The organism is Azonexus sp. MM2026_4, from assembly GCF_055901855.1.
The window spans coordinates 1,246,824-1,269,690 of record NZ_CM148380.1; the positions used below are offsets into that span (position 1 = coordinate 1,246,824).

A 22,867-nucleotide genomic window follows, 5' to 3' on the forward strand; every position below is an offset into this window, starting at 1 on the left:
AAATGTCTCCTCCGGTTGGGGTCAGAACTTGTAGTTCAGCTTGATGAACAGGTCGTTTTCCTTGAATGCCGCACCGATCGGACCGGCGCGGAAGCGGCCGAGCGGTTCGAGGCCGCCAAGACCACGGGAAAATGCTTGCATCGGGTCTCCCGCATACACCCCTGCGGTGTAGGCCGGGAACGGATTGCAGGCGCGGCAATCGTCGAATTCCCAACGGCTGCGGCCTTCGGCCAGCTTGTAGTTGGCGCCGATGGTGATCTTCAGGTCGTTGCTCAGGTGCATCTCGACCTGCGGTGCGATCGCCGTTGCGCGGGCCTTGAAATCGCGGGCAAAAATGATCTGCGGGCTGATCATGCCGTTCTTCAGGAAGGCCTTGATCAGCAGGGTGCCGATCACGTTGTCTTCCCAGTCGGGCATGCCGACCGGCCCAAGCGAACCGCGCTTCCATTCATGGTCGAAGATGTGCTGGTAGAACAACTGCCCGGAAATCAGCGTCGCCTGCGTTTCGCTGATGAAGGGGATGAAGGTCGGCCGGTCGACGCCGATCACCGAACGGAAGACGTTGTTCTTCGAATACAGCTCGGGACGATTGGTGTTGGCGAACTCCTCGCCATCGGTGTAGGCCGCCTCGATGCGCACCGCGGCATTGGCCGCCGGCACCTGGAAGTCCATCGAGCCGCCGATCAGGTTGACGCGGGGGAAATGCATGTCGAAGGCAATCAGGTAGGGCCAGGCGGAAGCGGTCTGACCGGTAAACGCATTGGTTGCCCCCTTGCCACCATGCAGCGACGGCAGTTGCGAACGGTAGGTCAAGGCGTTGAGCGAGAAGGACAGGCCGTCCATCGTCACACCTTCGTATTTCATACCAAACTGGGTGTTCGACAGGCTCCATTCCGGCAGATGGACATCACGCAAGCCAATGACGCCGGGACCGAAATTGGTGGCGAGATTGAGTCCCGGAACGCCACCTGCGGCAGCCGGGGGCTGGGCAAAATTGGCGACCGTTCCACCGTTGTCCCAGAGATTGGCCATGCCCCGGAAGAAGCAGCCCGCATCCAGAATCGAATTCGGCGAACCGCACTGACCGAGGTTGTTCGGGCGGAACTTGTCGAAGTTCCAGACGAACTGCAGGTTGCGATCCTGCATCGTGTCGCTGGCGCCCATCCGGTACTCGAACTGGGCGATCCACATCGGGATGCGGATGTCGGACAGTTCGTCGTAGATGTTGTTGCGCGAAAAATCGACCGGGTTGATCACGTCGAGGACGCGGAACAGGTCGGTGCGGCCCCACACCACCTGCTGCCGACCGACCTTGACGAACAGGCTCTTGCCGTCGCCGAGGTCGAAATCCTTCTTGGCGTAGAGTTCGCGGAGGAAGTCGAGACGGTCGTTGAATTCCGGCGCTTCCAGCTCCGAACGCTTGAGGTTGCCGTAACCGCCAAAATCGCGGCAACCGCGCTTGTCTACATCACAAGGACGGACCGGTACGGCAAAGGAGACGCCGCCATTGATCTTGTGCCAACGATCCCCCAGCACGCGGAGCCCGGCATTGGGGTTGCGCGCCAGCAGATCCGCCGGATCGAGGAAGGTGTTCTGATTGGCCACGGCGGCCGGCGCACCGAGAAACTGGAGCAAACCGGAAACATCGGCATGGCCCAGGCCGTAACCCCAGGGAACGTCGACCAAGCCGCCCGGCGTCGACGTCTGCGACATGATCGAACCGCCCGCCTTGTTCCCGTACTCGTCGCTGTTCATGCGATAGACGCCGTCCCAGCTGCCGCGCACGATGCTGTGCACCTTCCAGCCGTTGCCGACCTCCTTGTCGAGCTCGGCCTGCAGGGTGTTGCGGAACTTGGCCAGACCGGCGTTTTCACGACGCACGGTATGGTTTTCATAGGTCACGTTGACCTGCCAGGGCGAACTTTCCTCGCCCATCGCCGGCAGGTCGTCGGCCGCCGCCGGACTGGCGAAGGCGCAGCTCACCGCGATCGCGAGCAGGCTGCGCTGCCATGCTCCGTTACTGAGTGTCTCCATGTTTTTGATCCCCCATCTGGTTGTGAACAAAGGTTTTGCTGTTCCCCGGTTAGCCGGGTTTTGTTAGTCGTTTTCCAGGACGCCGTCCTCGTCGTAATGCACCGCGGTGACGAACTTCGGCTTGAAGACGACGCACCAGGACGGCACGATCAGCACGGCGGCGATCGCATTGACGATGAGCATGAAGGACAGCAGGATCGCGGCGTCCGACTGGAAGCGCAGGTCGGACATGAAGATCCACATCACGACGCCGGCGATCAGGGTCGCCGCGGTGAAGCTGACGGCGTAGCCGGTAGTGGCGACGGCGTTGATCACCGACTGCTTGATGTCGCGCAGGACGGCGAACTCCTCGCGGATGCGGTCCATGAAATAGACCGCGTAGTCGATGCCGACGCCGACGCCGACGGCGATCACCGGCACCGTATTGACGTTGATGCCGATGTCGAGCGCGCCCATGAAGGCATAGGTCATCAGGGTGGCGAACAGCATCGGCAGGACCATCAGCCAGCCGGCGTGCAGCGAGCTGTAGTAGGCCATGACGATGACGAAGGCGAGCAGCATGACGGCCGGGATGATGATCATGTGGTCGGTGTGCAGCGCCTGGTTGCCGGCGGCGGTGACGCCGATGATGCCGCCGCCCAGTTCGATGTGCAGGCCGGGCACTTCGGCCTCGATCTTGCGGATGCCCTCTTCCGCCAAGGCGACGATGCGGTTGATCGTCGCCGCCTGGTGATCCTTGTAATAGAACACCATGTCGGCCTCGTTCTCGTCCGGGCTGACGAACTCCTTGAGGGCGCCGGGGATCGGGCTGGAGGCCATGTAGGTGAACATCAGGCCGCCGATCTCGTCCTGGCTGTCCGGCAGCTGCATCCAGCGCGGATCGTCGTTGTGGATCAGCTTGTTGACCACGCGCACGACGCCGGGAATCGCCTTGGTGCCGCCCAGCGTCGGGTCGGACAGCATGTGCGCCTGGAAGCGCTCGATCGCCCCCATCACTTCCGGCCGCTTGATGCCGCCGGGTTCGTCGGTGCGGGCGATGACGTGCAGTTCCTCGGAACCCGGGAAACGGGTGTTGATCGCCGTCGTCGACACGTTGTAGTCGTGGTTGCGGTGGAGCAGCGGCGAGCCCGGCTCGGATTCGCCGAGTTGCACCTTGCCCACCAGATAGGTGGCGCCGATCGCGCCGATCAGCGTCAGGATCAGGATCGAGCGGGCGCCGCCGTCGGTGCCGCCGGTCAGCGCCATCGCCTTGCCGAGGAACTGGCGGATACCTTCGTTGCCGTTCTCGTGCTTCTTCGGCGCCGGCAGGATGGTCAGTGCCAGCGGCACCATGAAGTGCACCGTGAAGATCACCGCGAAGCCCCAGAAGCCGGCGGCGATACCGAGCTTGTGGTTGAACGGCGCGGCACCCAGCACCAGCACGGCGATGCCGACGGCGTCGACGATGATCGCCAGCGAGCCGGGCCGGAACAGCGCGTCGAGCGCGTTGCGCGCCGCCTGCGGGCCGTTCTTGACCAGCGCCAGCTCCTCGTAATAGCGGACCACCAGTTGCACCCCGTGCGAAGTGGCGCGGGCGGCAATCAGGAAGGGAATCGGCAGCGACAGCGGCTCCAGGTTGATGCCCATGATCGCCATGAAGCCGAGGCCCCAGATCGACGACAGCGCGATCCCCAGCAAGGGCAGCGCGACGCCGTAGAAGCGGCGGAAATAGACGATCAGCAGGGTCGCCAGCAGGACCAGCGTGTAGGCGAGGATTTCGACGATCTGGTTGAGGTAGGTGTAAACCCAGCCGGTGAGCACCGGGTTGCCGGTGACGTAGATCTTGTGGCCCGGCTTCTCCAGCTTGGTGCGGACTTCCTGGAGGGCGGCGAAGGTGGCGGCGTAGTCGATGCCGGCCTCGTTCAACTGGGCCTTGATCAGCGCCGCCTTGAGGTCGGGCGAGACGAGCAGGCCGTAGATCGTCGGGCTGGCGATGACGTCGTTCTTGAGGCGTTCCAGCTCGGCGACGGTACGCGTCGGCTGCAGCGGGTCATAGTAGGACTCGGACGCGAAGCCGCCCTGGTCGTCGAGGAAGACCTTGCGCGCGGTGCGGTGGGTCAGGCTGGAAACCAGGTTGTGGTTGACCCCGGGCAGGTTGTCGACGCCCTGCGTCGCCTCGTGGATCAGCGCCAGCGTGTCGTCGTTGAAGATCGTTCCCTGCTCGACCTCGACCGCCATGATGATCATGTTGGCGCCGCCGAAGTTTTCCTTCAGCCGGTTATAGACCTTGATGTAGGCGTGGTTCTGCGGCAGCAGGTCGGAGAAGTCGGTGAAGATGCGCAGCTTGGGCAGGGCCAGGCCGAACAGGAAAGTGACTGCCAGGATGATCGAAAGGACGATCTTCGGGTTGCGGAAAATCCACTCTTCGCCGACGTGCAGGCGATGCGTGATGGAATGACGGAGTTGGCTGACCATGATGCTTGTCCCTGTTCTACTTGTTGTTGGCCGTGCCGATCGTGCGCAGCAGGCCGCCCGGGCCGCCGACGACGATCGCCGCCTGACCGGCGATGGAAGCGCCGCCGCCGAGGAACATCGGTAGCGGGTCGGGATACGGCACGTTGCGCCAGACCTCGCCTTCCAGGCGGGCGACGACGCCGCCGTTGCCGACCGCGAAGGGCACGCCTTCATGCATGAACAAGCGGTTGAGCGGCGCTTGCGTGGCGTTGGCCTGCTTCTGCCAGGTCTGGCCGCCGTCGCGGGTATGCATCATCTGGCCGGCAATGCCGCTCACCCAGCCTTCGCCGGTGTCGCGGAAGAGCGCGGCGTAGGGGTAGAAATCGCCGGGAATCGCCGGATTCTTCTTCCAGGTCGCGCCACCGTCGGTGGAGGCGAGCGACAGGCCGAACTCGCCGAAAGCGAAGGCGCGTTGCTCATCGACGAACTGCAGGGTGGTGATCTGGGTGTCTTCGCCGAGATCGGTGACCTGCCAGGTCTTGCCTTGATCCTGGCTGCCGGCGATGGTCGCGTTGGTGCCGACCACCCACCAGCCGCCCTGCGGACTGCAGGCGACGGCGAGCGGCGTGCGCGGCTGCTCGATGGCGACCGACTGCCAGTTGCCGCCATCGGCATCGGCGTGCCACAGCTTGCGGTAGTGGTCGATGGCGATGAAGCTCTGGTCCCGGCAGACCGCGATGTTGACCAGCGAAGTGTGGCCGAGCGCCTGCCGTTCCCAGGTCTTGCCCTGATCGCGCGAGATCAGCGCGACGCCGCTCTGGGTACCGACGACCAGCACCTTGCCGTTGCCGGCGATGGCCTGGCTGACGTCGAAGCGCTGCACCGGCCGCGCCCGCTCGCTGGCGATGCCCGACATGTCCGGCGCCTGCGTGCAGGCCGCCAGCAATACAACCGCCACCGCCGTGGACAACGGCAATGGCCTAGTGGCAGATATCCGCCCCATAAAACCTCCTCCTTTGAAACGCGCCATTTTTTGGCCCGCCTCTGCAACTTGTTTTCGTGCTGGTTGCGGCAGTTCTGCCGCCCCGCAAAAAATCTCGATATTTTTATGCTGGATTGACTATGGCCGACATCGACCAATACCGTCCAATACCATTTGATCAATCAATCCATACTCTTCAGGTATCACTACCGGTATGCGTTCCGAGCGCCGCCGCGGCCTCCGCCCGCCCCCCGGAAACGCCTTCCGGGAAACGGGCGATTTCCTTGAGCCGGGCTAGCGGCCGAGATCCTTGGCGGTCTTGCCGCCGATCCCCCACTGCCCCTTCGGCACGTCCTGAATCCACACCCGGGTGTTCTCCAGCGGCGCGCCGAGCGCTTCGGCCATGGCGGCGCTGACCTTCTCGATGAGCAATTTCTTCTGCTCGTCGCTACGACCTTCGATCAGGTAAATCTGGGCAAAAGGCATGTCGGTTTCCCTCCCGGATCAGGCGAACTTGAGGCTGACGCCACCCAGCGACTGGATGCGCAGGTTGACGTGGTCGCCGGCCGCGACCGACACCGCTTCGGTGATGCCGCCGGAGAGGATCATCGTGCCGGCCGGGATTTCCTCGCCGCGCGCACCGAGGTGGTTGGCCAGCATGGCGACCGCCGCCGCCGGGTGGCCGAGCACCGCGGCACCGGCGCCGATCGAGACGATCTGGCCGTTCTTCTCCATGACCACGCCCAATGTGCGCAGGTCGAGGCCGGCCACCGGCACCGCCATGCCGCCCAGCACGTAGCGCGACGACGAGCAGTTGTCGGCGATCACGCTCTTCAGGTCGAACGTGAAGTCGCGGTAGCGCGAATCGATGACCTCGATGCCGGGCATCACGAAATCGGTTGCCGCCAGCACCGCGCCGACGTGGCAGCCCGGGCCGCGCAGCGCCTTCTTCAACACGAAGACGATTTCCGGCTCGACCTTGGGATGGATCAGTTCCTTGATCTTCACCTCGCCGCCGTCGGCGACCGTGAAGTAGTTGACCAGGAAGCCGAAGCACGGCGTCTCGACGCCCATCTGTTTCATCTTGGCGTGCGAGGTCAGGCCGCACTTCAGGCCGACCACGCGGTTGCCGCGCGCCAGCTTGCGGCGCAGGATCTCGGCCTGGATCGCGTAGGCGTCGTCCCAGTCCATCTCGGGATGGGCGTCGGTGATCTTGACCACGTCGTGCGCCTGCAGTTCGGCGTTCTCGAGCAGTTCCGCCAGTTCGGCGATGGTGTTGTGGTTCAGTTTCATGCGAGCAGTCCCCGTTCTCTGGCCATCGTGATGGCGGTGTCTTCGATCATGTCTTCCTGGCCGCCGACCATGCCGCGCCGGCCCAGCTCGACCAGGATTTCGCGCGCCGGCACGCCGTACTTGACCGAGGCGCGCTTGGCGAACAACAGGAAGGAGCCATAGACGCCGGCGTAACCGAGGGTCAGCGCGTCGCGATCGATGCGGATCGGGAAGTCCATGATCGGCACCACCAGGTCTTCGGCGACATCGGTGATCTTCGCTACATCGACGCCGGTCTCGATGCCCATCAGGCTGCACACGGCGATGAAGACTTCCATCGGCGTATTGCCGGCGCCGGCACCCAGCCCGGCGGCCGCCGCGTCGATCCGGTTGGCGCCGACTTCGATCGCCGCGATGCTGTTGGCGACGCCCATCGCCAGGTTGTGGTGGCCGTGGAAGCCGAGCTCGGTTTCCGGCTTCAGCGCCGCGCGCACCGCGCCAAGGCGGGCCTTGACCGTCTCCGGCAGCAGGTGGCCGGCGGAGTCGGTGACGTAGATGCAGTTGGCGCCGTAGGACTCCATCAGCTTCGCCTGCTTGACCAGGCCTTCCGGGCTGTTCATGTGCGCCATCATCAGGAAGCCGACGGTGTCCATGTCGAGCTTCCGGGCCATCGTGATGTGCTGCTCGGAGACGTCGGCCTCGGTGCAGTGGGTGGCGACGCGGATGGTGTTGACGCCCAGTTCGCGCGCCATCTTCAGGTGATCGACGGTGCCGATGCCCGGCAGCAGCAGCGCCGAAACCTTGGCCTGCTTCATCTTCGGGATCACCGCGCCGAGGTATTCCTCGTCGGTGTGCGCCGGGAAGCCGTAGTTGACCGACGAGCCGCCGAGGCCGTCGCCGTGGGTGACTTCGATCAGCGGGATGCCGGCGGCGTCGAGGCCGGTGGCGATGCTGACCATCTGGTCGAGGGTCATCAGGTGACGCTTGGGATGCATGCCGTCGCGCAGCGTCATGTCGTGGACGGTGATTTTCTTGCCCTGCAGTGTCATTTCATTTCTCCTCAGGCAGCTTGGGTCGGCGCGAGCTTGAGCGTGCCCTTGATCATTTCTTCGGCGAACATCTCGGCGGTGCGGGCACCGGCGGCGGTCATGATGTCCAGGTTGCCGGCGTAGGTCGGCAGGAAGTCGCCCAGGCCCTGCACTTCCAGATAGACGGAAACGCGGTTGCCGTCGAACACCGGGCCGTTGACCAGGCGGTAGCCCGGCACGTACTTCTGGACTTCCTTGATCATGGCGTGGATCGACTCGGTGATCGCCGCCTGGTCGGGCGCCGTTTCGGTCAGGCAATGCACGGTGTCGCGCATGATCAGCGGCGGCTCGGCCGGGTTGATGATGATGATCGCCTTGCCCTTCTTCGCGCCGCCGACCTTCTCGACGGCACCGGCGGTGGTGCGGGTGAATTCGTCGATGTTCTTGCGGGTACCCGGGCCGGCCGACTTGCTGGACACCGTGGCGACGATCTCGCCGTAGGCCACCGGCTGCACGCGGGACACCGCGGCGACCATCGGGATCGTCGCCTGGCCGCCGCAGGTGACCATGTTGACGTTCATCTCGCGCTTGCCGACGTGCTCGGCCAGGTTGACCGGCGGCACGCAGTAGGGACCGATGGCGGCCGGCGTCAGGTCGATCATCAGCACGCCCAGTTCGTTGAGCTTGCGGCTGTTCTCGGCGTGCACGTAGGCGCTGGTCGCGTCGAAGGCGATCTGCACATTGTCGGCCAGGACGTGCGGCAGCAGGCCGTCGACGCCCTCGGCGGTGACTTTCAGACCCATCTCGGCGGCCCGCTTGAGGCCTTCCGATTCGGGGTCGATGCCGACCATCCAGGCCGGTTCGAGGAAGGGACTGCGCTTCAGTTTGTAAAGCAGGTCGGTGCCGATGTTGCCGGGACCGATCAGGGCGCATTTGATTTTCTGGGTCATGGGGATAGTCCTTGTTGTCAGGGTCAACACATGGTGGAAACGACGCCGCCCTCGACGCGCAGCGCCGCGCCGGTCGTCGCCGACGCTCGCGCGCTGCAGACGTAGGCGACCAGCGCCGCCACTTCGGGGGGAGCGATCATTCTTTTGAGGATGGAAGTCGGCCGGCCCTCGGCGAAGAAGCGACGCTCCATCTCGTCAAGACCGATGCCGGCGTCGGCGGCGAGCTTGCCGAAGAAGTCGGCGACGCCTTCGGAGCGGGTCGGGCCGGGCAGCACGGCATTGACCGTGACGCCGGTGCCGGCACAGCTTTGCGCGAGGCCGCGGGAGACGGCGAGTTGGGCCGACTTGGTCATGCCGTAATGCACCATCTCGCCCGGCGTGTTGATGCCGGATTCGCTCGAGATGAAGACGATGCGGCCCCAGTTGGCGGCCTTCATCGCCGGCAGGTAGTGGCGGGCGACGCGCACGCCGCTCATCACGTTGGTGTCGAAGAAGCGCTGCCATTCGCTGTCGGCAATCGCCTCGAAAGGGGCCGGGTCGAAGATGCCGAGGTTGTTCACGACGATCTCGGCCTGCGGGCAGGCGGCGAACAGTTGCGCGCAACCCTCGGCGCTCGCCAGGTCGGCGGCGACGCCGCTGACGCGGGCGCCCGGCACCTGCTCGCGCAGGCGGCCGAGCGCCGCATCGACGCCGGCCTGGCGGCGGCCGTTGATGACCACGACCGCCCCCTCGCGCGCCAGTTCGGCGGCGATGGCGAAGCCGATGCCGGCGGTCGAGCCGGTGACCAGCGCGGTCTTGCCGTTGATCTGCAGATCCATCGCCGGCCTCAGACGAAACGCACCGAGCAGCCGCCGATGCCGCCGATCGTCACGCGCAGGCTGTCGCCCTTGACCACCGGCACCATGGCGCCCATCGCGCCGGACAGCACGATGTCGCCCGCCTTCAGCGCGATGCCCAGGCGGCCCAGGGTATTGGCCAGCCAGACCATGGCGTTGACCGGGTGACCCATGGTCGCCGCCCCGGCGCCGGTGACGACGATCTCGCCGTTCTTTTCCAGCACCATGCCGCACAGTCCCAGGTTGACCTTGCTGATGTCGACCAACTGGTCGCCGAGGACGAAGACGCCGCAGGACGCGTTGTCGGCGACGGTGTCCTGGATCTTGATCTTCCAGTCCTGGATGCGCGAATCGACGATCTCGAAGCAGGCCATGACGCCTTCCGTCGCCGCCAGCACGTCGGCAGCGGTGACGCCCGGCCCCTGCAGGTCCTTCTTCAGCAGGAAGGCGATCTCGCCTTCGGCCTTGGGCTGGATCAGCGTATCCATCGGGATCGATTCGCCCTCGTTGTACACCATGCCGTCGAGCAGGTAGCCGAAATCCGGCTGATGCACGCCGAGCAGGTTCATCACCGCGGCGCTGGTGACGCCGATCTTCTTGCCGATCACCTTCTCGCCGTTTTCCAGGCGGCGGGCCAGCATGCGCTGCTGGATGTAGTAGGCGTCCTCGATCGTGATGTCGAGACCGCGCGAGGTCAGTGGACTGACCGTCTGGCGGGCGACCAGCGCCGCGTAGAGCTCGTCGCCCAGTTGCGTGATTTGTGCTTGTTCCATCGTCTTTTCCTTGAATCAGCCGGCCAGGAAATGGCCGACCAGATGGTTGAAATCGGCGCTGTGCTCGATCTGCACCCAGTGACCGCAGCGGCCGAAGACATGCAGTTGCGAGTCGTCGATCCAGCGGTTCAGGGTCAGTGAATTGCTCAGCGGGATGACCCGGTCGTCGCGGCCGTGGATGATCAGCGTCTGGTGTTTGATCGCCCGGATGTCCGCCTCGGCGCTGGCCATCGCATCGACCCAGCGCTGGCGCGGCGCCGGGAACATCGCCGCGAACGACTCCTGGAAGCCGGGGCGGAGGCTCGCCTGGTAGCGCAGTTCGGCCAGTTCGTCGGTGACCAGGCTGCGGTCGTGGGCGAAGATGTCGAGCAGACCCCGCATCGCCGCCAGCGACGGCTGATAGCCCCAGACCGCGTCGAGTTCCGGCGTGATCGCGAAGGGCACGCCGACGCTGCCCATCAGCACCAGCCGGCGTACCCGCTGCGGATGGCGGATGGCCAGCGCCAGCGCAATGGCGCCGCCGAAGGAATTGCCGATCAGGTCGGTCCGTTCGATGCCCAGCGCGTCGAGCAAGCCAATGGCGTGCGCGACCCAGCCATCGATCCCGTAGGCGATGCCGGCCGGCCGCTCGGTATAGCCGAAGCCGACCATGTCCGGCGCGATGGCGCGGCAGGTCTTGCCCAGTTCGGGCAACACCAGCCGCCAGTTGGCCCAGGCGGTGACCCCCGGACCGGAACCGTGGATCAGCAGCACCGGCACCCCATTGTCGGACACAGCGCCGACATCGTGGTAGTTGGTGTCGATGCCGGCAGCGACGATGCGCTGGCCGATTTCGGGAGAGTTGGCGGACATGCCGATGCGCCTTACAGCTTGATGCAGACGTTCTTGAGTTCGGTATAGAACTCGAGCGAATGCACGCCGCCCTCGCGGCCGATGCCGGAGTTCTTCGAGCCGCCGAACGGCGTGCGCAGGTCGCGCAGGAACCAGCTGTTGACCCAGACCAGACCAGCTTCGATGCGGCCAGCGACGCGGTGGGCACGATTGACGTCCTGCGTGAACACCGACGCGGCCAGCCCGTAGTCGGTACCGTTGGCGCGCTTGATGACTTCCTCTTCGCTGTCGAACGGCATCACCGTCGTACAGGGCCCGAAGATTTCCTCGCGCACCACCGCGGCGTTCTCGTCGAGGCCGATCCAGATGGTCGGCTGCACCCAGGCGCCGTTGGCCAGTTCGCCCGGCATCTCGGGCACGCCGCCGCCGGTGACGACGGTGGCGCCCTCGTCCACCGCCTTCCGGTAGTAGGAGAGCACCTTGTTGCGGTGTTCCTGGCTGATCAGCGGCCCCATGTTGGCGGAAGCGTCGCCCGGTACGCCGAGCTTGAGCTTCTCGGCGCCTTCCTTGAGGCGTGCGACGAAGGTATCGAACAGCGGGCGCTCGACATAGACGCGCTCGGTGCCGAGGCAGACCTGGCCGCAGTTGGAGAAGCAGGAGCGCAGCGTGGCCTCGATCGCGACGTCGAGGTTGGCGTCGGCGAAGACGATGGCCGGGTTCTTGCCGCCCATTTCCAGCGACACCGGCCGGGCACCGTCGGCGGCGGCTTTCATGATGGCGGCGCCGGTGCGCGTCTCGCCGGTGAAGGTGATGGCGCTGACGTCCTGGTTGGTGGTCAGGAATTCGCCGGCCGAATCGGGGCCGAAACCATGCACCACGTTATAGACGCCCTTCGGCACGCCGCAGGCGTTCATCACTTCGCCGAGCAGGGTCGCCGTGGACGGGGTTTCTTCCGACGGCTTGACGACGACGGTGTTGCCGCAGGCGAGTGCCGGGCCGACCTTCCAGGTCATCAGCAAGAGCGGCAGGTTCCACGGGCAGACGACGCCGACCACGCCGACCGGCCGGCGCATCGCGTAGTTGATGGCGCCCTTGCCGTCCGGCGTCGCCATTTCGAAGAACTCGGTCGGCGCGTTCTTGATCACGTCGGCGAAGATCTTGAAGTTGGCGGCGCCGCGCGGGATGTCGATGTGCGAGGCGAGGCTCTTCGGCTTGCCGGTATCGGCACACTCGGCGTCGAGGAATTCGTTGAAGCGGCGGTTGATCTCGTCGGCGACCTTGTTCAGGAGGTCGGTGCGCTCGACCACAGTCATCCTGCCCCAGGGGCCGTCGAGCGCTTCGCGGGCGGCGGCGACGGCGGCGTCGACCTCGGCCTTGCCGGCCTCGTGCACCATGCCGATCAGGCTGTTGTCGAGCGGCGAGCGCTTCTGGAACTGCTTGCCGGTGGCGACGAATTCGCCGTTGATGAAGTTCAGTATCTGTTTCATTCCCTATGGGTCCTTGTAGGTTTCTTGTTGTCAGGCGAGGCCGATGGCGCTGAGGCCGGCCCTTGCGCATTCCTCGTCCTCGGCCTCGGAAGCGCCGGAGACGCCGATACCGCCGATCCACTCGCCGCCCTCGCCCGGTACCGGCAGGCCGCCGCCGAAGACGATCAGGCGCGGCTGGTTGGCGAAGCCGAGCTTCATCCCGTCGTCGTGGCCGATCGCCCCCATCCAGGCCTTGGTCGGAAAGCCGAAACTGGCCGAGGTGTAGGCCTTGTCGATGGCGATCCCGATCGAGTGAATGAAGGCACCCGGCTGGCGCAGGAAGGCCATCAGGTTGCCGCCGCGGTCGACGACGGCAACGTTGATCCGCCAGCCGCGGGCGACGGCATGCGCCACCGCCGCGCTGCAGGCGGCCGCGGCCGCCTCGGCGGTGATGCCCGGCTGGCTGGCGGCGACTTGCATCAGGTCACCACCGTCAGGAAGCGGTCGTTCAGCTTGCGGTCGTGGTAGAAGACGGCGGCGCCGACTTCGTCCATCGTCCACTTGGTCGGCTTCTGATCGGGGTAGGCATAGTTGCCGCCGCAGAAGGTCTCGAAGCGGTTGCCGTTCGGATCGAAGGCGTAGATCGTCGTGCCGCGGGTGACGCCGTGGCGGGTCGGGCCGATGTCGATCGAGACGCGATTCATCGACATGATGTCGGCGGCGCGCAGAACCTGCTCCCAGGTTTCGAGCAGGAAGGAAACGTGGTGCAGCTTGCCCGGCTCCGGGTGGCGGACGAAGGCGATATCGTGCGCCTTGGTCGAGCAGGACAGCCAGATTGCCAGATCCTGGTTGTCGTCGAGGGCGATGTGCTCGACCAGGAAGAAGCCCAGCACGTCCTGGAAGATGGCCTGCGCCTTCTCGATGTCCGGACCGTAGAGCAGCGCATGATCGAGGCGGATCGGGGCGATGCCCTTTTCGGCGTTGGCGCACCAGGCTTCCGGATTGAGGTCACCCATGTCGTTGCCGATGGTCGTCTTGTGCGCATACAGCTCGATGTCGTGCCCCGTCGGCAGGGTGAAACGCACGCGCTCGCCGGTTTCCAGCAATTCGCCGGCCGGGATGCGCTTGGTGGCGACGCCGTAGGCGTTGAGATCCTTCTCCAGCTTGGCCAGGGTCGCATCGCTATCGACCTTGAAGGCAAAGAAGTCGATACCGGCGGTATCGGCCTGGCGCAGGATCACGCTGTGGTGATCGCGTTCTTCCCAGGTCTTGAAATAAACGCGGCCCTGGGCATCGCGACCGGTTTCGATCAAGCCCAGCACCTTCGAGTAGAAATCAACGCTTTCGTCAATGTCGAGAACCCGCATCTGTGCGTGCCCGGGACGAAGTACACCTGTCATTGCCATTTGTCTGCTCCTCTTTCTTGTGTGTGATTACCGAAAAATTCCTGCAATCGATTTACTATAACGATATTTACAACCAATCTCGATGTCAACGCATTTTCTCGAGATTTTTTAATTAACCCGAAAATTTTCTTTGCGGGTTAGAATTTTTCATCCTTGATCACCCAGCCACCCACCATGAACATCAGCGCCGCCGCCGAAGGTTTGTCCGCCGAGCCCAAGACCCTGGTCGAATCGGCTTACCGCGCCCTGCGCCGGGACATCATCGAAGGCAAGCTGGCGCCCGACGAGAAGCTGCGCGTCGAGCACCTCAAGGACAACTACGGGGTCGGCGCCGGCACGCTGCGCGAGGCGCTCTCCCTGCTCATCGCCGACGCCCTGGTGGTCAGCCAGGGACAGCGCGGCTTCCGCGTCTCGCCGGTGTCGCTCGAGGATTTCGACGACATCACCCGGACCCGCGTCATGCTCGAGTGCGAAGCGCTCCGGCAGTCGATCGCGATCGGCGACGATGCCTGGGAAGCCAGCCTGGTGGCCGCCTTCCACCGCCTCGCCAAGGCCGAGGAAAAGCGCATCGGCAGCGACGTCCGCGAGGAATGGGAAGAACGCAACCGGATCTTCCACGAGGTTCTGATCGCCGCCTGTCCTTCCCGCTGGCTCAAGCATTTCCTCTCCATCCTCTACTACCAGGCCGAACGCTACCGGCGCCTGTCGCTCTACCTGCAACCGCTGCCCCGCGACGTGCACGCCGAGCACGAAGCCCTGCTGCACGCCGCCATCAACCGCGACGCCGACCGGGCCGCCGCCCTGCTCGCCGAGCACATCCTGATGACCTTCCGCTCGGTGCAGGCGATTCCCAGCGAGGAACTCAACCGCAAGCTACCGGCCTGACGGCGACCGTCACAGCACCGCCGCCACGCCCGGCTGGGCCGGCGACAGGCGGCAGACGTTCTTCGCCATCTTGCCCAGCACCTTCAGCGTGATGTCGCTGGTCGGCCGCACGCGGCAGGCCAGCACCCGGTCGGCCGCCTCGTCCTCGAGGCTGACGTAGTCCCGGCTCATCACCCGCTTGGCGTAGCTGCCCGAGGTGATCTCGACCTTGCAGACGCCGCAGCCGCCGCCCCGGCAGCCGACCGGAATGCCCTTCTTGCCGAGGCGCTCCATGCCGGCGAGCAGGGTTTCGGCCGGCGAACAGCGATAGCTTTCGCCGGTTTCCTCGATCAGCACGTTGAAATAGATCATCGCCGCGCTCCCGCTCAGATGTTCTTGAACAGCGGACTCTTCAACTGCTGCGAGGCATCGGCCGCCGAGAAGAACTTCTCCATGTAGATGTCGCGCTCGAACAGCCGGCCCTGCATCAGCGTCGTGACGCAGGCTTCGATCATCGCCGGCGGGCCGCACAGGTAGGCCTTGTGGCCGCGGAAGTCGTTGGCGAAGTGGGCCTTGGCTGCCTCGTGCACGAAACCGCGCGCGCCGTCCCAGTCCGACCCGGCCGGCTCGTCGGAGAGCGCCGGCACGTAGCTGAAGTTCGGGTACTGCTCGGCGAGGGCCCGGAACTCGGCGTCGTAGTACAGTTCGGCGCGGTTGCGCTGGCCATAGACGAGGGTCATCGGCAGCGTGCAGCCTTCACCGAGCAGCTCCTCGATCATCGATTTCGGGCTGGACAAGCCGGAACCGCCGGCCATGAAGATGAGCGGGACGTTGGCCGACTTCTTGACGAAGAAGCGCCCGTACGGACCGCTCAGCTTGAGCCGGTCGCCGACCTGCAACTGCTGGTGCAGCCAGGCGGTGACCTGGCCGCCCGGCACGATGCGGACGTTGAGTTCGACGACATCGCCGCCGTCCGGCGCGTTGGCCAGCGAGAAGGCGCGCGACTGGCCGGGGAAGGCCTCGACTTCCAGATTGATGTATTGACCGGCCTGGAACTGCAGCGGCCGGTCCAGCTTGATCCAGATGCCGCGAATGGTCGGCGTCAGCGCTTCGATCCTGACCACCTCGCCCGCGTAGTCCTCGACCGGCAGGTTCTGCGAGTCGGGATCGTCCTCGATCTCGGCTTCGATCACCACGTCGGATTCGAGACGGGCGCAGCAGGCCAGGCACTTGCCTTCCTCGCGCTCGAAATCCATCAGCGCGAAGGTCGATGCCTCGCCGTGATCGACTTCGCCGTCGGTGACCTGCACCTTGCAGGTCGCGCACAGGCCGTGGCAGCAGGCGTGCGGCAGGTAGATGCCGGCGCGCAGGGCGGCGTCGAGGATGGTCTGGCCATCCTCGACTTCGATCGTCTGGCCCAGCGGTTCGATGGTCAGTTCGTAGCTCATGCCGCCCCCGGCTCAGAAATACGTGCCGTTGCCGTTCAGACCCGGCGTCTGCAGGCGCAGCACATCCTTGTGCTTGAGCCCCTGCTCGGCCAGCGTCTTGTTCATGTCCGGCTGGAAGGGCTGGCCGGACTTGAGCCAGACAGCCTTGGCGAAATCGATCTGCGCCCAGTCCGGGTGACGGCTGTAGGAATGCGCCAGGTGCTTGTCGACCAGTTCGGAGAATTTCGTCTCCGGCGGCAGGCAGTAGGCGAACGGGGCGCAGAACATCAGGTGGTCGTCCCAGCCGACGTAGAGCAGCTGGTTGCCGTGGAACTTGTCCTGGGTATCGGCGGCCGGGTAGTTGTAATCGTAGAGGGCTTTGACAGCCATGTTTGTCTCCTTTTGTTGTAAGCGGGGGCACACCGGCCCCCGTTTCTGATCGATCAGGTGTTCTGCGTTGCCATGCCGCGCCAGGCGGCGAAGTTGGCCTGGTCGCCGGAACCTTCGTAGTCCATGTTGTCCTTGCCGTTCTGGATGTGGTACCACTCGAGCACCTTGAGCATCGGATCGAAACCTTCGACGGTCGGGTCGGTGCCTTCCGGGAAGCAGTTGCCCTGGTAGATCTGGTGCACCGGCAGCCAGGCCTGGATGTACTTCTCCGGTTCGTCGTCGAAGATGTGCTTACAGCCGTCCGAACAGGTGTGGTACTTCTCGCCCTGGTAGTCGGATTCGCGGTAGCAGATCTTGGTCGGGTCGTCCGGCTCGGTGAACACCATCGGAATCTGGCAGACCTGGCACAGCATCGGCAGCGTGTTGTTGTAGAAACGCTCGCCGCGGTCGGCCATTTCGCGCCACTGGGTGAAGCGCGGCCGGTAGTACTTGTCGAAGGTGTTCGGGTACTTGGCCGACAACCAGTCCATTTCCTCGTCGTTCGGCAGCCAGGTATGGAAATCCGAGGCGTGGGCGTACTGGTAGAAGGTGGCCCAGGCCTGGTGCGAGATGTGTTCCTTGTCGACCGTGCATTGGGTGATGCACTCCGGCACCTTGATGCCGTACTTGGCGAGGTCGTTGAACAGCGCGCCGCCGTTCTGCTCGAAGTAGATTTCCCAGGCTTCCTTCCAGCTCATCACGCGCTTCGGCAGCATGTAGTCCATCATCATGCCGACCAGGGTGAGCACGCGGATGCCGCGCCAGGCCCACTTGTCGATCCACTTCTGGACGATCGGCAGGTTGTCCGGGTCCTGTTCGAGCATGAACTTGATGCATTCGAGGCCGAGCGTCATGTGCCGGGCTTCGTCGGACTGCGCCGAGAAGCCGAAGGTGACGGTCGCCATGTCGCCGTTGTAGGCGGCACCCGACATGAAGGGCACGAACAGCAGGTTGGTCAGCACGTATTCGAAGGAGAAGCCGATGGCGATCATCCATTCGAAGGGGCCGGCACTGAAGGCGTCGTCGAAGAAGGACTTGGGCACCGACAGGTACCAGACGCGTTCGATCTGATGCGTGGCGCCGGCATGGAAACCTTCGTAGAACTTGTTGTAGTTGGACAGCGCGTGAATCTGCGTCTGCGCATGGCGGACCTCGTCGATCGACTGCATCAGGCAGGCGACGCGCGGGCCGACACCGGGGAAGTTGCGGCCGGCCGCGGCAAAGCCGCGGTGGGCGACATACTCCAGCGGCGAAATCCCGGTCAGGAACAGCTTGACCGCATTCAGGTAGCGCGCGTCGGTGATGCCGAGGTGACCGTTGTTCTGGGCGAAGGCGTCGAGCACCGCGTAGAGCTTGCGCTCCTTCTCGGCCTGGTACTTCCAGTAGGCGTCCATGGTCAGGCGGAAGGGGTCTTCCCACTTGTCCCAGTCGTGAATCTTGATGCCTTCGAAGGCAGCCTGCGGGAACACCTTGTCCATCGGCTGGTAGCTGGTTTCCCAGCCAAGGCCGCGCGTCATGTGGGCGTACTTTTCCTTGAGGCCCAGCTTTTTCTTGGTGGCTTTCATGTCCATGAGAGTTCTCCTTGCTCAGTTTTTCCAGGCCAGCGTCAACTGGTCGTCGTCCTCATCCATGTTTCCGGAGAGCGTGATCAGGTTGACCTGCAACTCCTGCAGGTCGAAATCGCGGCCGATGCGCTCTTCGATCGATTCGCGCTTGATCACCAGGCGGCCCTCGGCGTTGATCTTGACCATGGCCGGCTGCTCGTCGAGCACGGCATGCGGGTTGTCGGCGAGGATCGACTCGATGATCGGCCGGGTGTCCTCGTTGGTTTGAAAGGCGATGAATACGGTAGACATGAAAACTCCTAGACGGCCAGGCCAAGCTTGGCGCAACGGGCATTGAATTCGGCGGTGACGTCGGCGAGGACATCGGCGGACGGTTCGCCGAAGGCGCGGGCGGCGATCGGCGCCAGCGCGGCGAGCGTGGCGGCGCGGTAGTGCTTGACCCAGTCGCTGAGAACGGCCTTGTTCTCCGGCGATTCGGCGGCGGCAACCTTGATCTGGGCATCGACCCACTTGGCGGTCTCGGTCAACCATTCGGCCATGAAGCGGGTCATCATCGAGATCGCGGTGCCGCCCTTGGCCGAGAAGTCGGCGTCGAGGTGGTCGTAGAGCAGCGGGTTGAGCAGGCCTTCGAGGACCAGGTTCTGGGCGACGAAGATTTCGAACCAGTCCTGCAGCACCAGCAGGTTCTCGACGTGCTCGCGCAGCGGCTGCCAGTTCGGGCACGACATCCAGGCGCTCTTGGCGGTTTCCAGCGCGTCCGGGCCGTCGAGGACGAGACCGATGCGGGTCAGGTATTGGGCGACGCCCAGGTGATCCATCGCGTGGTAGAGGCAGGGCTGGGTGATCACCGTGCCGTAGCCATAGGCGGCGATGTAGGAATTGCCCATGTTGCCGCCCCACTCGACGTGGCGCATCGGCACCAGGACGTCGAGCGCGGTCTGCCGCAGCTCGGCCGGAATCAGTTCGGCCAGGCCGCGATCCTCGATCATCTCGAAGCTCGATTCGGCGGCTTCCTGCTGCCGGGCACGGGCGATGGTGTAGGAGCCGTAGTAGTACTGGCGCGGGTCCTTCAGCGCGTACCAGTCCTGCATCCGGATCTTCGTGCGCTTCTTGTCGAACAGCACGTTGTCGGCGTCCCAGCTCGGCCGGTAGTGGAAGATGTGTTCCTGCTGGATGTTGTAGCTGCCTTCCTGGTAGCGGCTGGCCGGCTTGTCGCCGAAGCGTTCGACCAGGTGGTCGAAGGTGTGGCGCAAAGGTTTGATTGCCACGGTGCGCAGATCAATCTGCATGTTTGTCTCCTGTCGTTATTCCCGCGAACGGGGTTTTTGAAACTTCGTCAAACTGCGTCTTCAAAGCCCTGGCGCGAAGCGTCGTTCAACCGGGAAACCCAGTCGCCCTGCTCCGACGTCGCCGGATCGAGCACGATCACCTCGTTAGCCAGGCAAAACTCGTGGAAGGCGGATTCCGGCAACATCAGTTCGACGGCCAGCTCCGGATCGCCGATCGCAAACTCGAATTCGATGAATCCGTCCGGACGACGCCTGCAGACCCGGACGTAACGACGCCCGGCGTCGAACGTGCTGCCCTGCTTCGCTTGCTGCCCCATTTTCTGTCTCCTGAAATCCGCACAGCGCACATCGCTGCCGGACCTTCTCTTATCAAGGAGCGTGCCAGAGAGACAAAGCTTTGTTTTTATTGAAATCAGCGAAAACCGACCGGCGCAATGCTGCAGCGCATCGTTACGATCTAGTGAAACGATTTCCCTTTGATTAATCAAATGATCAATTGCGCAGGTCTGGCGGCGAAACCGGAATTACGTATTGCGATATGACCCACGAAAAGGGAAACCGTGAAATAATCTCGAGAAAATTACGGCGCCTCTGCCGGCGCCAGCACTTCACAAGAAGAGGCCAGACCCAACCGGGCAAGCCCAGGACAGAGAGACAAAATGACCATCATCCGATACCCGGAATCGAACGACCTGCGCAACCTGGTCAAATTTTGCGAGAAGGACGGGACGATCTGGCTGGCCGAGAACCGCATGGTGCTGATGCACACCACGGCCCTCGGCGCCTTGCGCCGCGAGCTGGTCGGCTCGGTCGGCAAGGAACACGCGCGCCGCCTGCTGACCCGCATGGGCTACGCCGCCGGCGTCAGCGACGCCGAGCTGGCCAAGCGCATCCGCGGCAACCAGTCGCTGCAGGACGCCTTCTTCACCGGCCCGCAATTGCACATGCTGGAAGGCGTGGTGCGCGTGACGCCGGTCGAGATGGCGATCGATTTCGAAAAAGGCAGCTTCTACGGCGAATTCCTGTGGGAGAACTCCTGGGAGCAGGACATCCACCTGCGCGAACTCGGCCGCTCCGACGAACCGGTGTGCTGGTCGCAGATCGGTTATGCCTCCGGCTACACCTCGGCCTTCATGGGCCGCTTCATCCTGTTCAAGGAAGTCGAATGCGTCGCCTGCGGCCACAACAACTGCCGCATCGTCGGCAAGCCGCTGGAAGAATGGGACGACGCCAGCGAACACGCCGGCTACTTCGAATCCGACTCGATGCTCAACCACCTGCTCGAACTGCGTCACCAGGTCGACTACCTGCGCACCACCATCGCCCAGCAGGTGCAGACGCCGCAACTGGTCGGCAATTCGGTCGGCTTCAAGCACGCCTACGACCTCGTCACGCGCGCCTCCGGCACCCAGGTCACCGTCCTGCTGCTCGGCGAAACCGGTGTCGGCAAGGAGCGCTTCGCGCGCACCCTGCACCAGATGAGCAACCGCAAGCAGGGGCCGTTCGTCGCCGTCAATTGCGCGGCGATGCCCAACGACCTGATCGAATCCGAACTGTTCGGCGTCGAGAAAGGCGCTTTCACCGGCGCGCAGACCTCGCGCATGGGCAAGTTCGAACGCGCCGACGGCGGCACCCTGTTCCTCGACGAGATCGGCGAACTGCCGCTCGCCGCCCAGGCCAAGCTGCTGCGCGTGCTGCAGGAAGGCGAGATCGAGCGCCTGGGCGACGACCGCGTGCGCAAGCTGAACATCCGCCTGGTCGCCGCCACCAACGTCGACCTGCAGACCGCGGTCAAGGAAGGCCGCTTCCGCTCCGACCTCTACTACCGCCTGAGCGTCTACCCGATCCAGATTCCGCCGCTGCGCGAACGCATCGCCGACATCCCGCCGCTGATTGACGCCATGCTCGCCCGCTTCTGCACGCTCTACGAGAAGAAGCTGCTCGGCGTCAGCGACAAGGCGATGCAGGCGATCAAGCGCTACCAGTGGCCGGGCAACGTGCGCGAACTGGAGAACATGATCGAACGCGGCATCATCCTCGCCCCCAACGGCGGCTGGATCGAGATCGAGCACCTGTTCGCCAACGTCGCCGCCGGCGATTTCCACGAAACCCGGATCAGCCAGGCCGGCAGCCTCGAACAGAAACCGACGGCGGATGGCGGCAACGACCTGATCGCCGCCATCCTCGACAGCGGCATCGCCTTCGACGACCTGGAAACCCGCCTCATCGACGAAGCCGTCAAGCGCGCCGACGGCAACCTGGCCGGCGCCGCGCGCACGCTCGGCATCACCCGGCCGCAACTGCAATACCGCCTGAAGAAGAAGGACGGCGGCTGACGGAGCACGCGGCATGGAATTCCGCCAACTCAAGTACTTCATCGCCGTCGCCGAAGAACTCAACATCGGCCGCGCCGCCAACCGCCTGCACATCTCGCAGCCGCCGCTGACGCGGCAGATCCAGCAACTGGAGGAGGAGTTCGGCACCCAGCTCTTCCTGCGCACGGCGCGCGGCGTCGAACTGACCGAGGCCGGCGAGATGTTCCTGCGCGACGCCCGCAACATCCGCGACCTGATGACCCAGGCCGGCGAGCGCGTCCGCGAGGCCGGCCAGGGCAAGCGCGGCAAGATGGACATCGGCATCTTCGGCTCCGGCATCCTCGACGTCATTCCCAAGGTGCTGCACGCCTTCCGCGCCAGCCACCCGAACGTGCGCATCGCCCTGCACCAGATGAGCAAGAAGGAGCAGATCGAAGCCCTGCGCCAGCACCGCATCATCGCCGGCTTCAACCGCATGCTGGCGCCGCTGCCCGACATCGCCAGCGAACCGGTGATGCTGGAAAGCATCATGGTCGCCGTCAACGAGACCCATCCGCTCGCCGCCAAGCCGGCGATCCTGCTCAAGGAGCTGGCCGGCCAGCCGCTCATCCTGTTCCCGAGCGGCGCCCGTCCCAGCTTCATCGACAAGGTCTGGGCGCTGTGCGCCGGTGAAGGCTTCGAACCGCAGGTCGCCCAGGAAGTCGGCGATGCGCCGACCAGCGTCGCCCTGGTCGCCGCCGGCTTCGGCCTCAGCCTGGTCCCGGAAGCGGCCAGCAGCCTGAGCGTCCCCGGCGTCGTCTACCGCCGCCTGGCCAACGCCCCCGACGCCGTCGTCAACCTCAGCTGCATCTACCGCAGCGACGAGAGCTCGCCGCTACTGCACGCCTTCCTGCAAACGATCCGGGAGTTCCGGGAGAAAAATGGCGAGCGCCATGGCGGGCGGCACTGAGCGCCGCCGCAAGCGTGC

Annotated in this window: 23 protein-coding genes; 3 read left to right on the top strand and 20 right to left on the bottom strand. The window is 64.6% G+C overall.

The window, feature by feature from the left end; genetic code table 11:
• Window positions 1–21 precede the first annotated feature (21 nt).
• The 13 genes from AC0KWY_RS05785 to AC0KWY_RS05845 all read right to left on the bottom strand — a co-directional run bounded on the left by AC0KWY_RS05785 (window position 22) and on the right by AC0KWY_RS05845 (window position 14,011).
• A complete protein-coding gene (locus AC0KWY_RS05785) occupies window positions 22–2,034 on the bottom strand; it encodes a DUF1302 family protein (protein WP_474028691.1) in 2,013 nt (670 codons plus the stop codon).
• Between the two features lie 63 nt (window positions 2,035–2,097).
• Window positions 2,098–4,488, bottom strand: coding sequence for an efflux RND transporter permease subunit (locus AC0KWY_RS05790; protein WP_474028692.1), 2,391 nt, complete (start codon window positions 4,486–4,488; stop codon window positions 2,098–2,100).
• A 16-nt stretch (window positions 4,489–4,504) separates the two neighbouring features.
• Window positions 4,505–5,383, bottom strand: a complete 879-nt coding sequence (locus AC0KWY_RS05795) for a WD40/YVTN/BNR-like repeat-containing protein (protein WP_474028693.1) — start codon at window positions 5,381–5,383, stop codon at window positions 4,505–4,507.
• Between the two features lie 360 nt (window positions 5,384–5,743).
• Window positions 5,744–5,935 (bottom strand): 2-hydroxymuconate tautomerase, encoded by a 192-nt coding sequence (locus AC0KWY_RS05800; protein ID WP_474028694.1) that lies wholly within the window; start codon window positions 5,933–5,935, stop codon window positions 5,744–5,746.
• A gap of 18 nt (window positions 5,936–5,953) precedes the next feature.
• Window positions 5,954–6,742 (bottom strand): 2-oxo-3-hexenedioate decarboxylase, encoded by a 789-nt coding sequence (dmpH, locus tag AC0KWY_RS05805; protein WP_474028695.1) that lies wholly within the window; start codon window positions 6,740–6,742, stop codon window positions 5,954–5,956.
• Complete coding sequence (gene dmpG / locus AC0KWY_RS05810) at window positions 6,739–7,770, bottom strand: 4-hydroxy-2-oxovalerate aldolase (protein ID WP_474028696.1); 1,032 nt, start codon at window positions 7,768–7,770, stop codon at window positions 6,739–6,741. Before dmpG ends, dmpH begins: the two co-directional genes overlap by 4 nt.
• Before the next feature lie 11 nt (window positions 7,771–7,781).
• Window positions 7,782–8,699: an acetaldehyde dehydrogenase (acetylating) gene (locus tag AC0KWY_RS05815; protein ID WP_474028697.1), complete on the bottom strand. Its 918-nt coding sequence runs from the start codon at window positions 8,697–8,699 to the stop codon at window positions 7,782–7,784.
• A gap of 23 nt (window positions 8,700–8,722) precedes the next feature.
• Window positions 8,723–9,517 carry an SDR family NAD(P)-dependent oxidoreductase gene (locus tag AC0KWY_RS05820; protein WP_474028698.1) on the bottom strand — a complete coding sequence of 265 codons (795 nt, stop codon included), beginning with the start codon at window positions 9,515–9,517 and terminating at the stop codon, window positions 8,723–8,725.
• 8 nt (window positions 9,518–9,525) lie between these two features.
• Window positions 9,526–10,308 (bottom strand): 2-oxopent-4-enoate hydratase, encoded by a 783-nt coding sequence (gene dmpE, locus AC0KWY_RS05825; RefSeq protein WP_474028699.1) that lies wholly within the window; start codon window positions 10,306–10,308, stop codon window positions 9,526–9,528.
• 15 nt (window positions 10,309–10,323) lie between these two features.
• Entirely contained in the window at window positions 10,324–11,160 is an 837-nt protein-coding gene (locus AC0KWY_RS05830) for an alpha/beta fold hydrolase (RefSeq protein WP_474028700.1), read from the bottom strand.
• An 11-nt stretch (window positions 11,161–11,171) separates the two neighbouring features.
• Window positions 11,172–12,626: a 2-hydroxymuconic semialdehyde dehydrogenase gene (locus AC0KWY_RS05835; protein WP_474028701.1), complete on the bottom strand. Its 1,455-nt coding sequence runs from the start codon at window positions 12,624–12,626 to the stop codon at window positions 11,172–11,174.
• Window positions 12,627–12,656: 30 nt separating this feature from the next.
• Window positions 12,657–13,085 carry a GlcG/HbpS family heme-binding protein gene (locus AC0KWY_RS05840; protein ID WP_474028702.1) on the bottom strand — a complete coding sequence of 143 codons (429 nt, stop codon included), beginning with the start codon at window positions 13,083–13,085 and terminating at the stop codon, window positions 12,657–12,659.
• Window positions 13,085–14,011, bottom strand: coding sequence for a catechol 2,3-dioxygenase (locus AC0KWY_RS05845; protein WP_474028703.1), 927 nt, complete (start codon window positions 14,009–14,011; stop codon window positions 13,085–13,087). Before AC0KWY_RS05845 ends, AC0KWY_RS05840 begins: the two co-directional genes overlap by 1 nt.
• A gap of 174 nt (window positions 14,012–14,185) precedes the next feature.
• On the opposite strand from AC0KWY_RS05845, the gene AC0KWY_RS05850 reads away from it, so the two are divergent.
• Window positions 14,186–14,896 (top strand): FCD domain-containing protein, encoded by a 711-nt coding sequence (locus tag AC0KWY_RS05850; protein WP_474028704.1) that lies wholly within the window; start codon window positions 14,186–14,188, stop codon window positions 14,894–14,896.
• 9 nt (window positions 14,897–14,905) lie between these two features.
• Here the strand turns inward: AC0KWY_RS05850 and AC0KWY_RS05855 are convergent, their stop codons facing one another.
• The 7 genes from AC0KWY_RS05855 to AC0KWY_RS05885 are packed head-to-tail and all read right to left on the bottom strand — an operon-like array spanning window position 14,906 to window position 19,902.
• Window positions 14,906–15,247, bottom strand: coding sequence for a 2Fe-2S iron-sulfur cluster binding domain-containing protein (locus AC0KWY_RS05855; RefSeq protein ID WP_474028705.1), 342 nt, complete (start codon window positions 15,245–15,247; stop codon window positions 14,906–14,908).
• 14 nt (window positions 15,248–15,261) lie between these two features.
• Window positions 15,262–16,323, bottom strand: a complete 1,062-nt coding sequence (locus AC0KWY_RS05860) for a 2Fe-2S iron-sulfur cluster-binding protein (RefSeq protein WP_474028706.1) — start codon at window positions 16,321–16,323, stop codon at window positions 15,262–15,264.
• Between the two features lie 12 nt (window positions 16,324–16,335).
• Window positions 16,336–16,692: a phenol hydroxylase subunit P4 gene (locus AC0KWY_RS05865; RefSeq protein WP_474028707.1), complete on the bottom strand. Its 357-nt coding sequence runs from the start codon at window positions 16,690–16,692 to the stop codon at window positions 16,336–16,338.
• Between the two features lie 53 nt (window positions 16,693–16,745).
• Entirely contained in the window at window positions 16,746–18,302 is a 1,557-nt protein-coding gene (locus tag AC0KWY_RS05870) for an aromatic/alkene/methane monooxygenase hydroxylase/oxygenase subunit alpha (protein ID WP_474028708.1), read from the bottom strand.
• 15 nt (window positions 18,303–18,317) lie between these two features.
• Window positions 18,318–18,587 carry an MmoB/DmpM family protein gene (locus AC0KWY_RS05875; RefSeq protein WP_474028709.1) on the bottom strand — a complete coding sequence of 90 codons (270 nt, stop codon included), beginning with the start codon at window positions 18,585–18,587 and terminating at the stop codon, window positions 18,318–18,320.
• Between the two features lie 8 nt (window positions 18,588–18,595).
• Window positions 18,596–19,585: an aromatic/alkene monooxygenase hydroxylase subunit beta gene (locus tag AC0KWY_RS05880; RefSeq protein WP_474028710.1), complete on the bottom strand. Its 990-nt coding sequence runs from the start codon at window positions 19,583–19,585 to the stop codon at window positions 18,596–18,598.
• A 47-nt stretch (window positions 19,586–19,632) separates the two neighbouring features.
• Window positions 19,633–19,902, bottom strand: a complete 270-nt coding sequence (locus AC0KWY_RS05885; RefSeq protein ID WP_474028711.1) for a phenol hydroxylase subunit — start codon at window positions 19,900–19,902, stop codon at window positions 19,633–19,635.
• A 342-nt stretch (window positions 19,903–20,244) separates the two neighbouring features.
• Here AC0KWY_RS05885 and AC0KWY_RS05890 point away from each other — a divergent pair, with 342 nt between their 5' ends.
• Window positions 20,245–21,921 (top strand): sigma 54-interacting transcriptional regulator, encoded by a 1,677-nt coding sequence (locus AC0KWY_RS05890; RefSeq protein WP_474028712.1) that lies wholly within the window; start codon window positions 20,245–20,247, stop codon window positions 21,919–21,921.
• 13 nt (window positions 21,922–21,934) lie between these two features.
• Window positions 21,935–22,849 (top strand): LysR family transcriptional regulator, encoded by a 915-nt coding sequence (locus AC0KWY_RS05895; RefSeq protein ID WP_474028713.1) that lies wholly within the window; start codon window positions 21,935–21,937, stop codon window positions 22,847–22,849.
• Window positions 22,850–22,867 lie beyond the last annotated feature (18 nt).

Excerpts from the sequence above, each read along its gene's own strand:
- AC0KWY_RS05885 (WP_474028711.1), bottom strand. The coding sequence starts at position 19,902 with ATGGGGCAGCAAGCGAAGCAGGGCAGCACGTTCGACGCCGGGCGTCGT.
- AC0KWY_RS05870 (WP_474028708.1), bottom strand. The coding sequence starts at position 18,302 with ATGGACATGAAAGCCACCAAGAAAAAGCTGGGCCTCAAGGAAAAGTAC.
- AC0KWY_RS05800 (WP_474028694.1), bottom strand. The coding sequence starts at position 5,935 with ATGCCTTTTGCCCAGATTTACCTGATCGAAGGTCGTAGCGACGAGCAG.
- AC0KWY_RS05860 (WP_474028706.1), bottom strand. The coding sequence starts at position 16,323 with ATGAGCTACGAACTGACCATCGAACCGCTGGGCCAGACGATCGAAGTC.
- AC0KWY_RS05785 (WP_474028691.1), bottom strand. The coding sequence starts at position 2,034 with ATGGAGACACTCAGTAACGGAGCATGGCAGCGCAGCCTGCTCGCGATC.
- AC0KWY_RS05815 (WP_474028697.1), bottom strand. The coding sequence starts at position 8,699 with ATGACCCAGAAAATCAAATGCGCCCTGATCGGTCCCGGCAACATCGGC.
- dmpE (WP_474028699.1), bottom strand. The coding sequence starts at position 10,308 with ATGGAACAAGCACAAATCACGCAACTGGGCGACGAGCTCTACGCGGCG.
- AC0KWY_RS05875 (WP_474028709.1), bottom strand. The coding sequence starts at position 18,587 with ATGTCTACCGTATTCATCGCCTTTCAAACCAACGAGGACACCCGGCCG.
- AC0KWY_RS05895 (WP_474028713.1), top strand. The coding sequence starts at position 21,935 with ATGGAATTCCGCCAACTCAAGTACTTCATCGCCGTCGCCGAAGAACTC.
- AC0KWY_RS05835 (WP_474028701.1), bottom strand. The coding sequence starts at position 12,626 with ATGAAACAGATACTGAACTTCATCAACGGCGAATTCGTCGCCACCGGC.
- AC0KWY_RS05840 (WP_474028702.1), bottom strand. The coding sequence starts at position 13,085 with ATGCAAGTCGCCGCCAGCCAGCCGGGCATCACCGCCGAGGCGGCCGCG.
- dmpG (WP_474028696.1), bottom strand. The coding sequence starts at position 7,770 with ATGACACTGCAGGGCAAGAAAATCACCGTCCACGACATGACGCTGCGC.
- dmpH (WP_474028695.1), bottom strand. The coding sequence starts at position 6,742 with ATGAAACTGAACCACAACACCATCGCCGAACTGGCGGAACTGCTCGAG.
- AC0KWY_RS05790 (WP_474028692.1), bottom strand. The coding sequence starts at position 4,488 with ATGGTCAGCCAACTCCGTCATTCCATCACGCATCGCCTGCACGTCGGC.
- AC0KWY_RS05890 (WP_474028712.1), top strand. The coding sequence starts at position 20,245 with ATGACCATCATCCGATACCCGGAATCGAACGACCTGCGCAACCTGGTC.
- AC0KWY_RS05855 (WP_474028705.1), bottom strand. The coding sequence starts at position 15,247 with ATGATCTATTTCAACGTGCTGATCGAGGAAACCGGCGAAAGCTATCGC.
- AC0KWY_RS05865 (WP_474028707.1), bottom strand. The coding sequence starts at position 16,692 with ATGGCTGTCAAAGCCCTCTACGATTACAACTACCCGGCCGCCGATACC.
- AC0KWY_RS05880 (WP_474028710.1), bottom strand. The coding sequence starts at position 19,585 with ATGCAGATTGATCTGCGCACCGTGGCAATCAAACCTTTGCGCCACACC.
- AC0KWY_RS05795 (WP_474028693.1), bottom strand. The coding sequence starts at position 5,383 with ATGTCGGGCATCGCCAGCGAGCGGGCGCGGCCGGTGCAGCGCTTCGAC.
- AC0KWY_RS05820 (WP_474028698.1), bottom strand. The coding sequence starts at position 9,517 with ATGGATCTGCAGATCAACGGCAAGACCGCGCTGGTCACCGGCTCGACC.
- AC0KWY_RS05830 (WP_474028700.1), bottom strand. The coding sequence starts at position 11,160 with ATGTCCGCCAACTCTCCCGAAATCGGCCAGCGCATCGTCGCTGCCGGC.
- AC0KWY_RS05850 (WP_474028704.1), top strand. The coding sequence starts at position 14,186 with ATGAACATCAGCGCCGCCGCCGAAGGTTTGTCCGCCGAGCCCAAGACC.
- AC0KWY_RS05845 (WP_474028703.1), bottom strand. The coding sequence starts at position 14,011 with ATGGCAATGACAGGTGTACTTCGTCCCGGGCACGCACAGATGCGGGTT.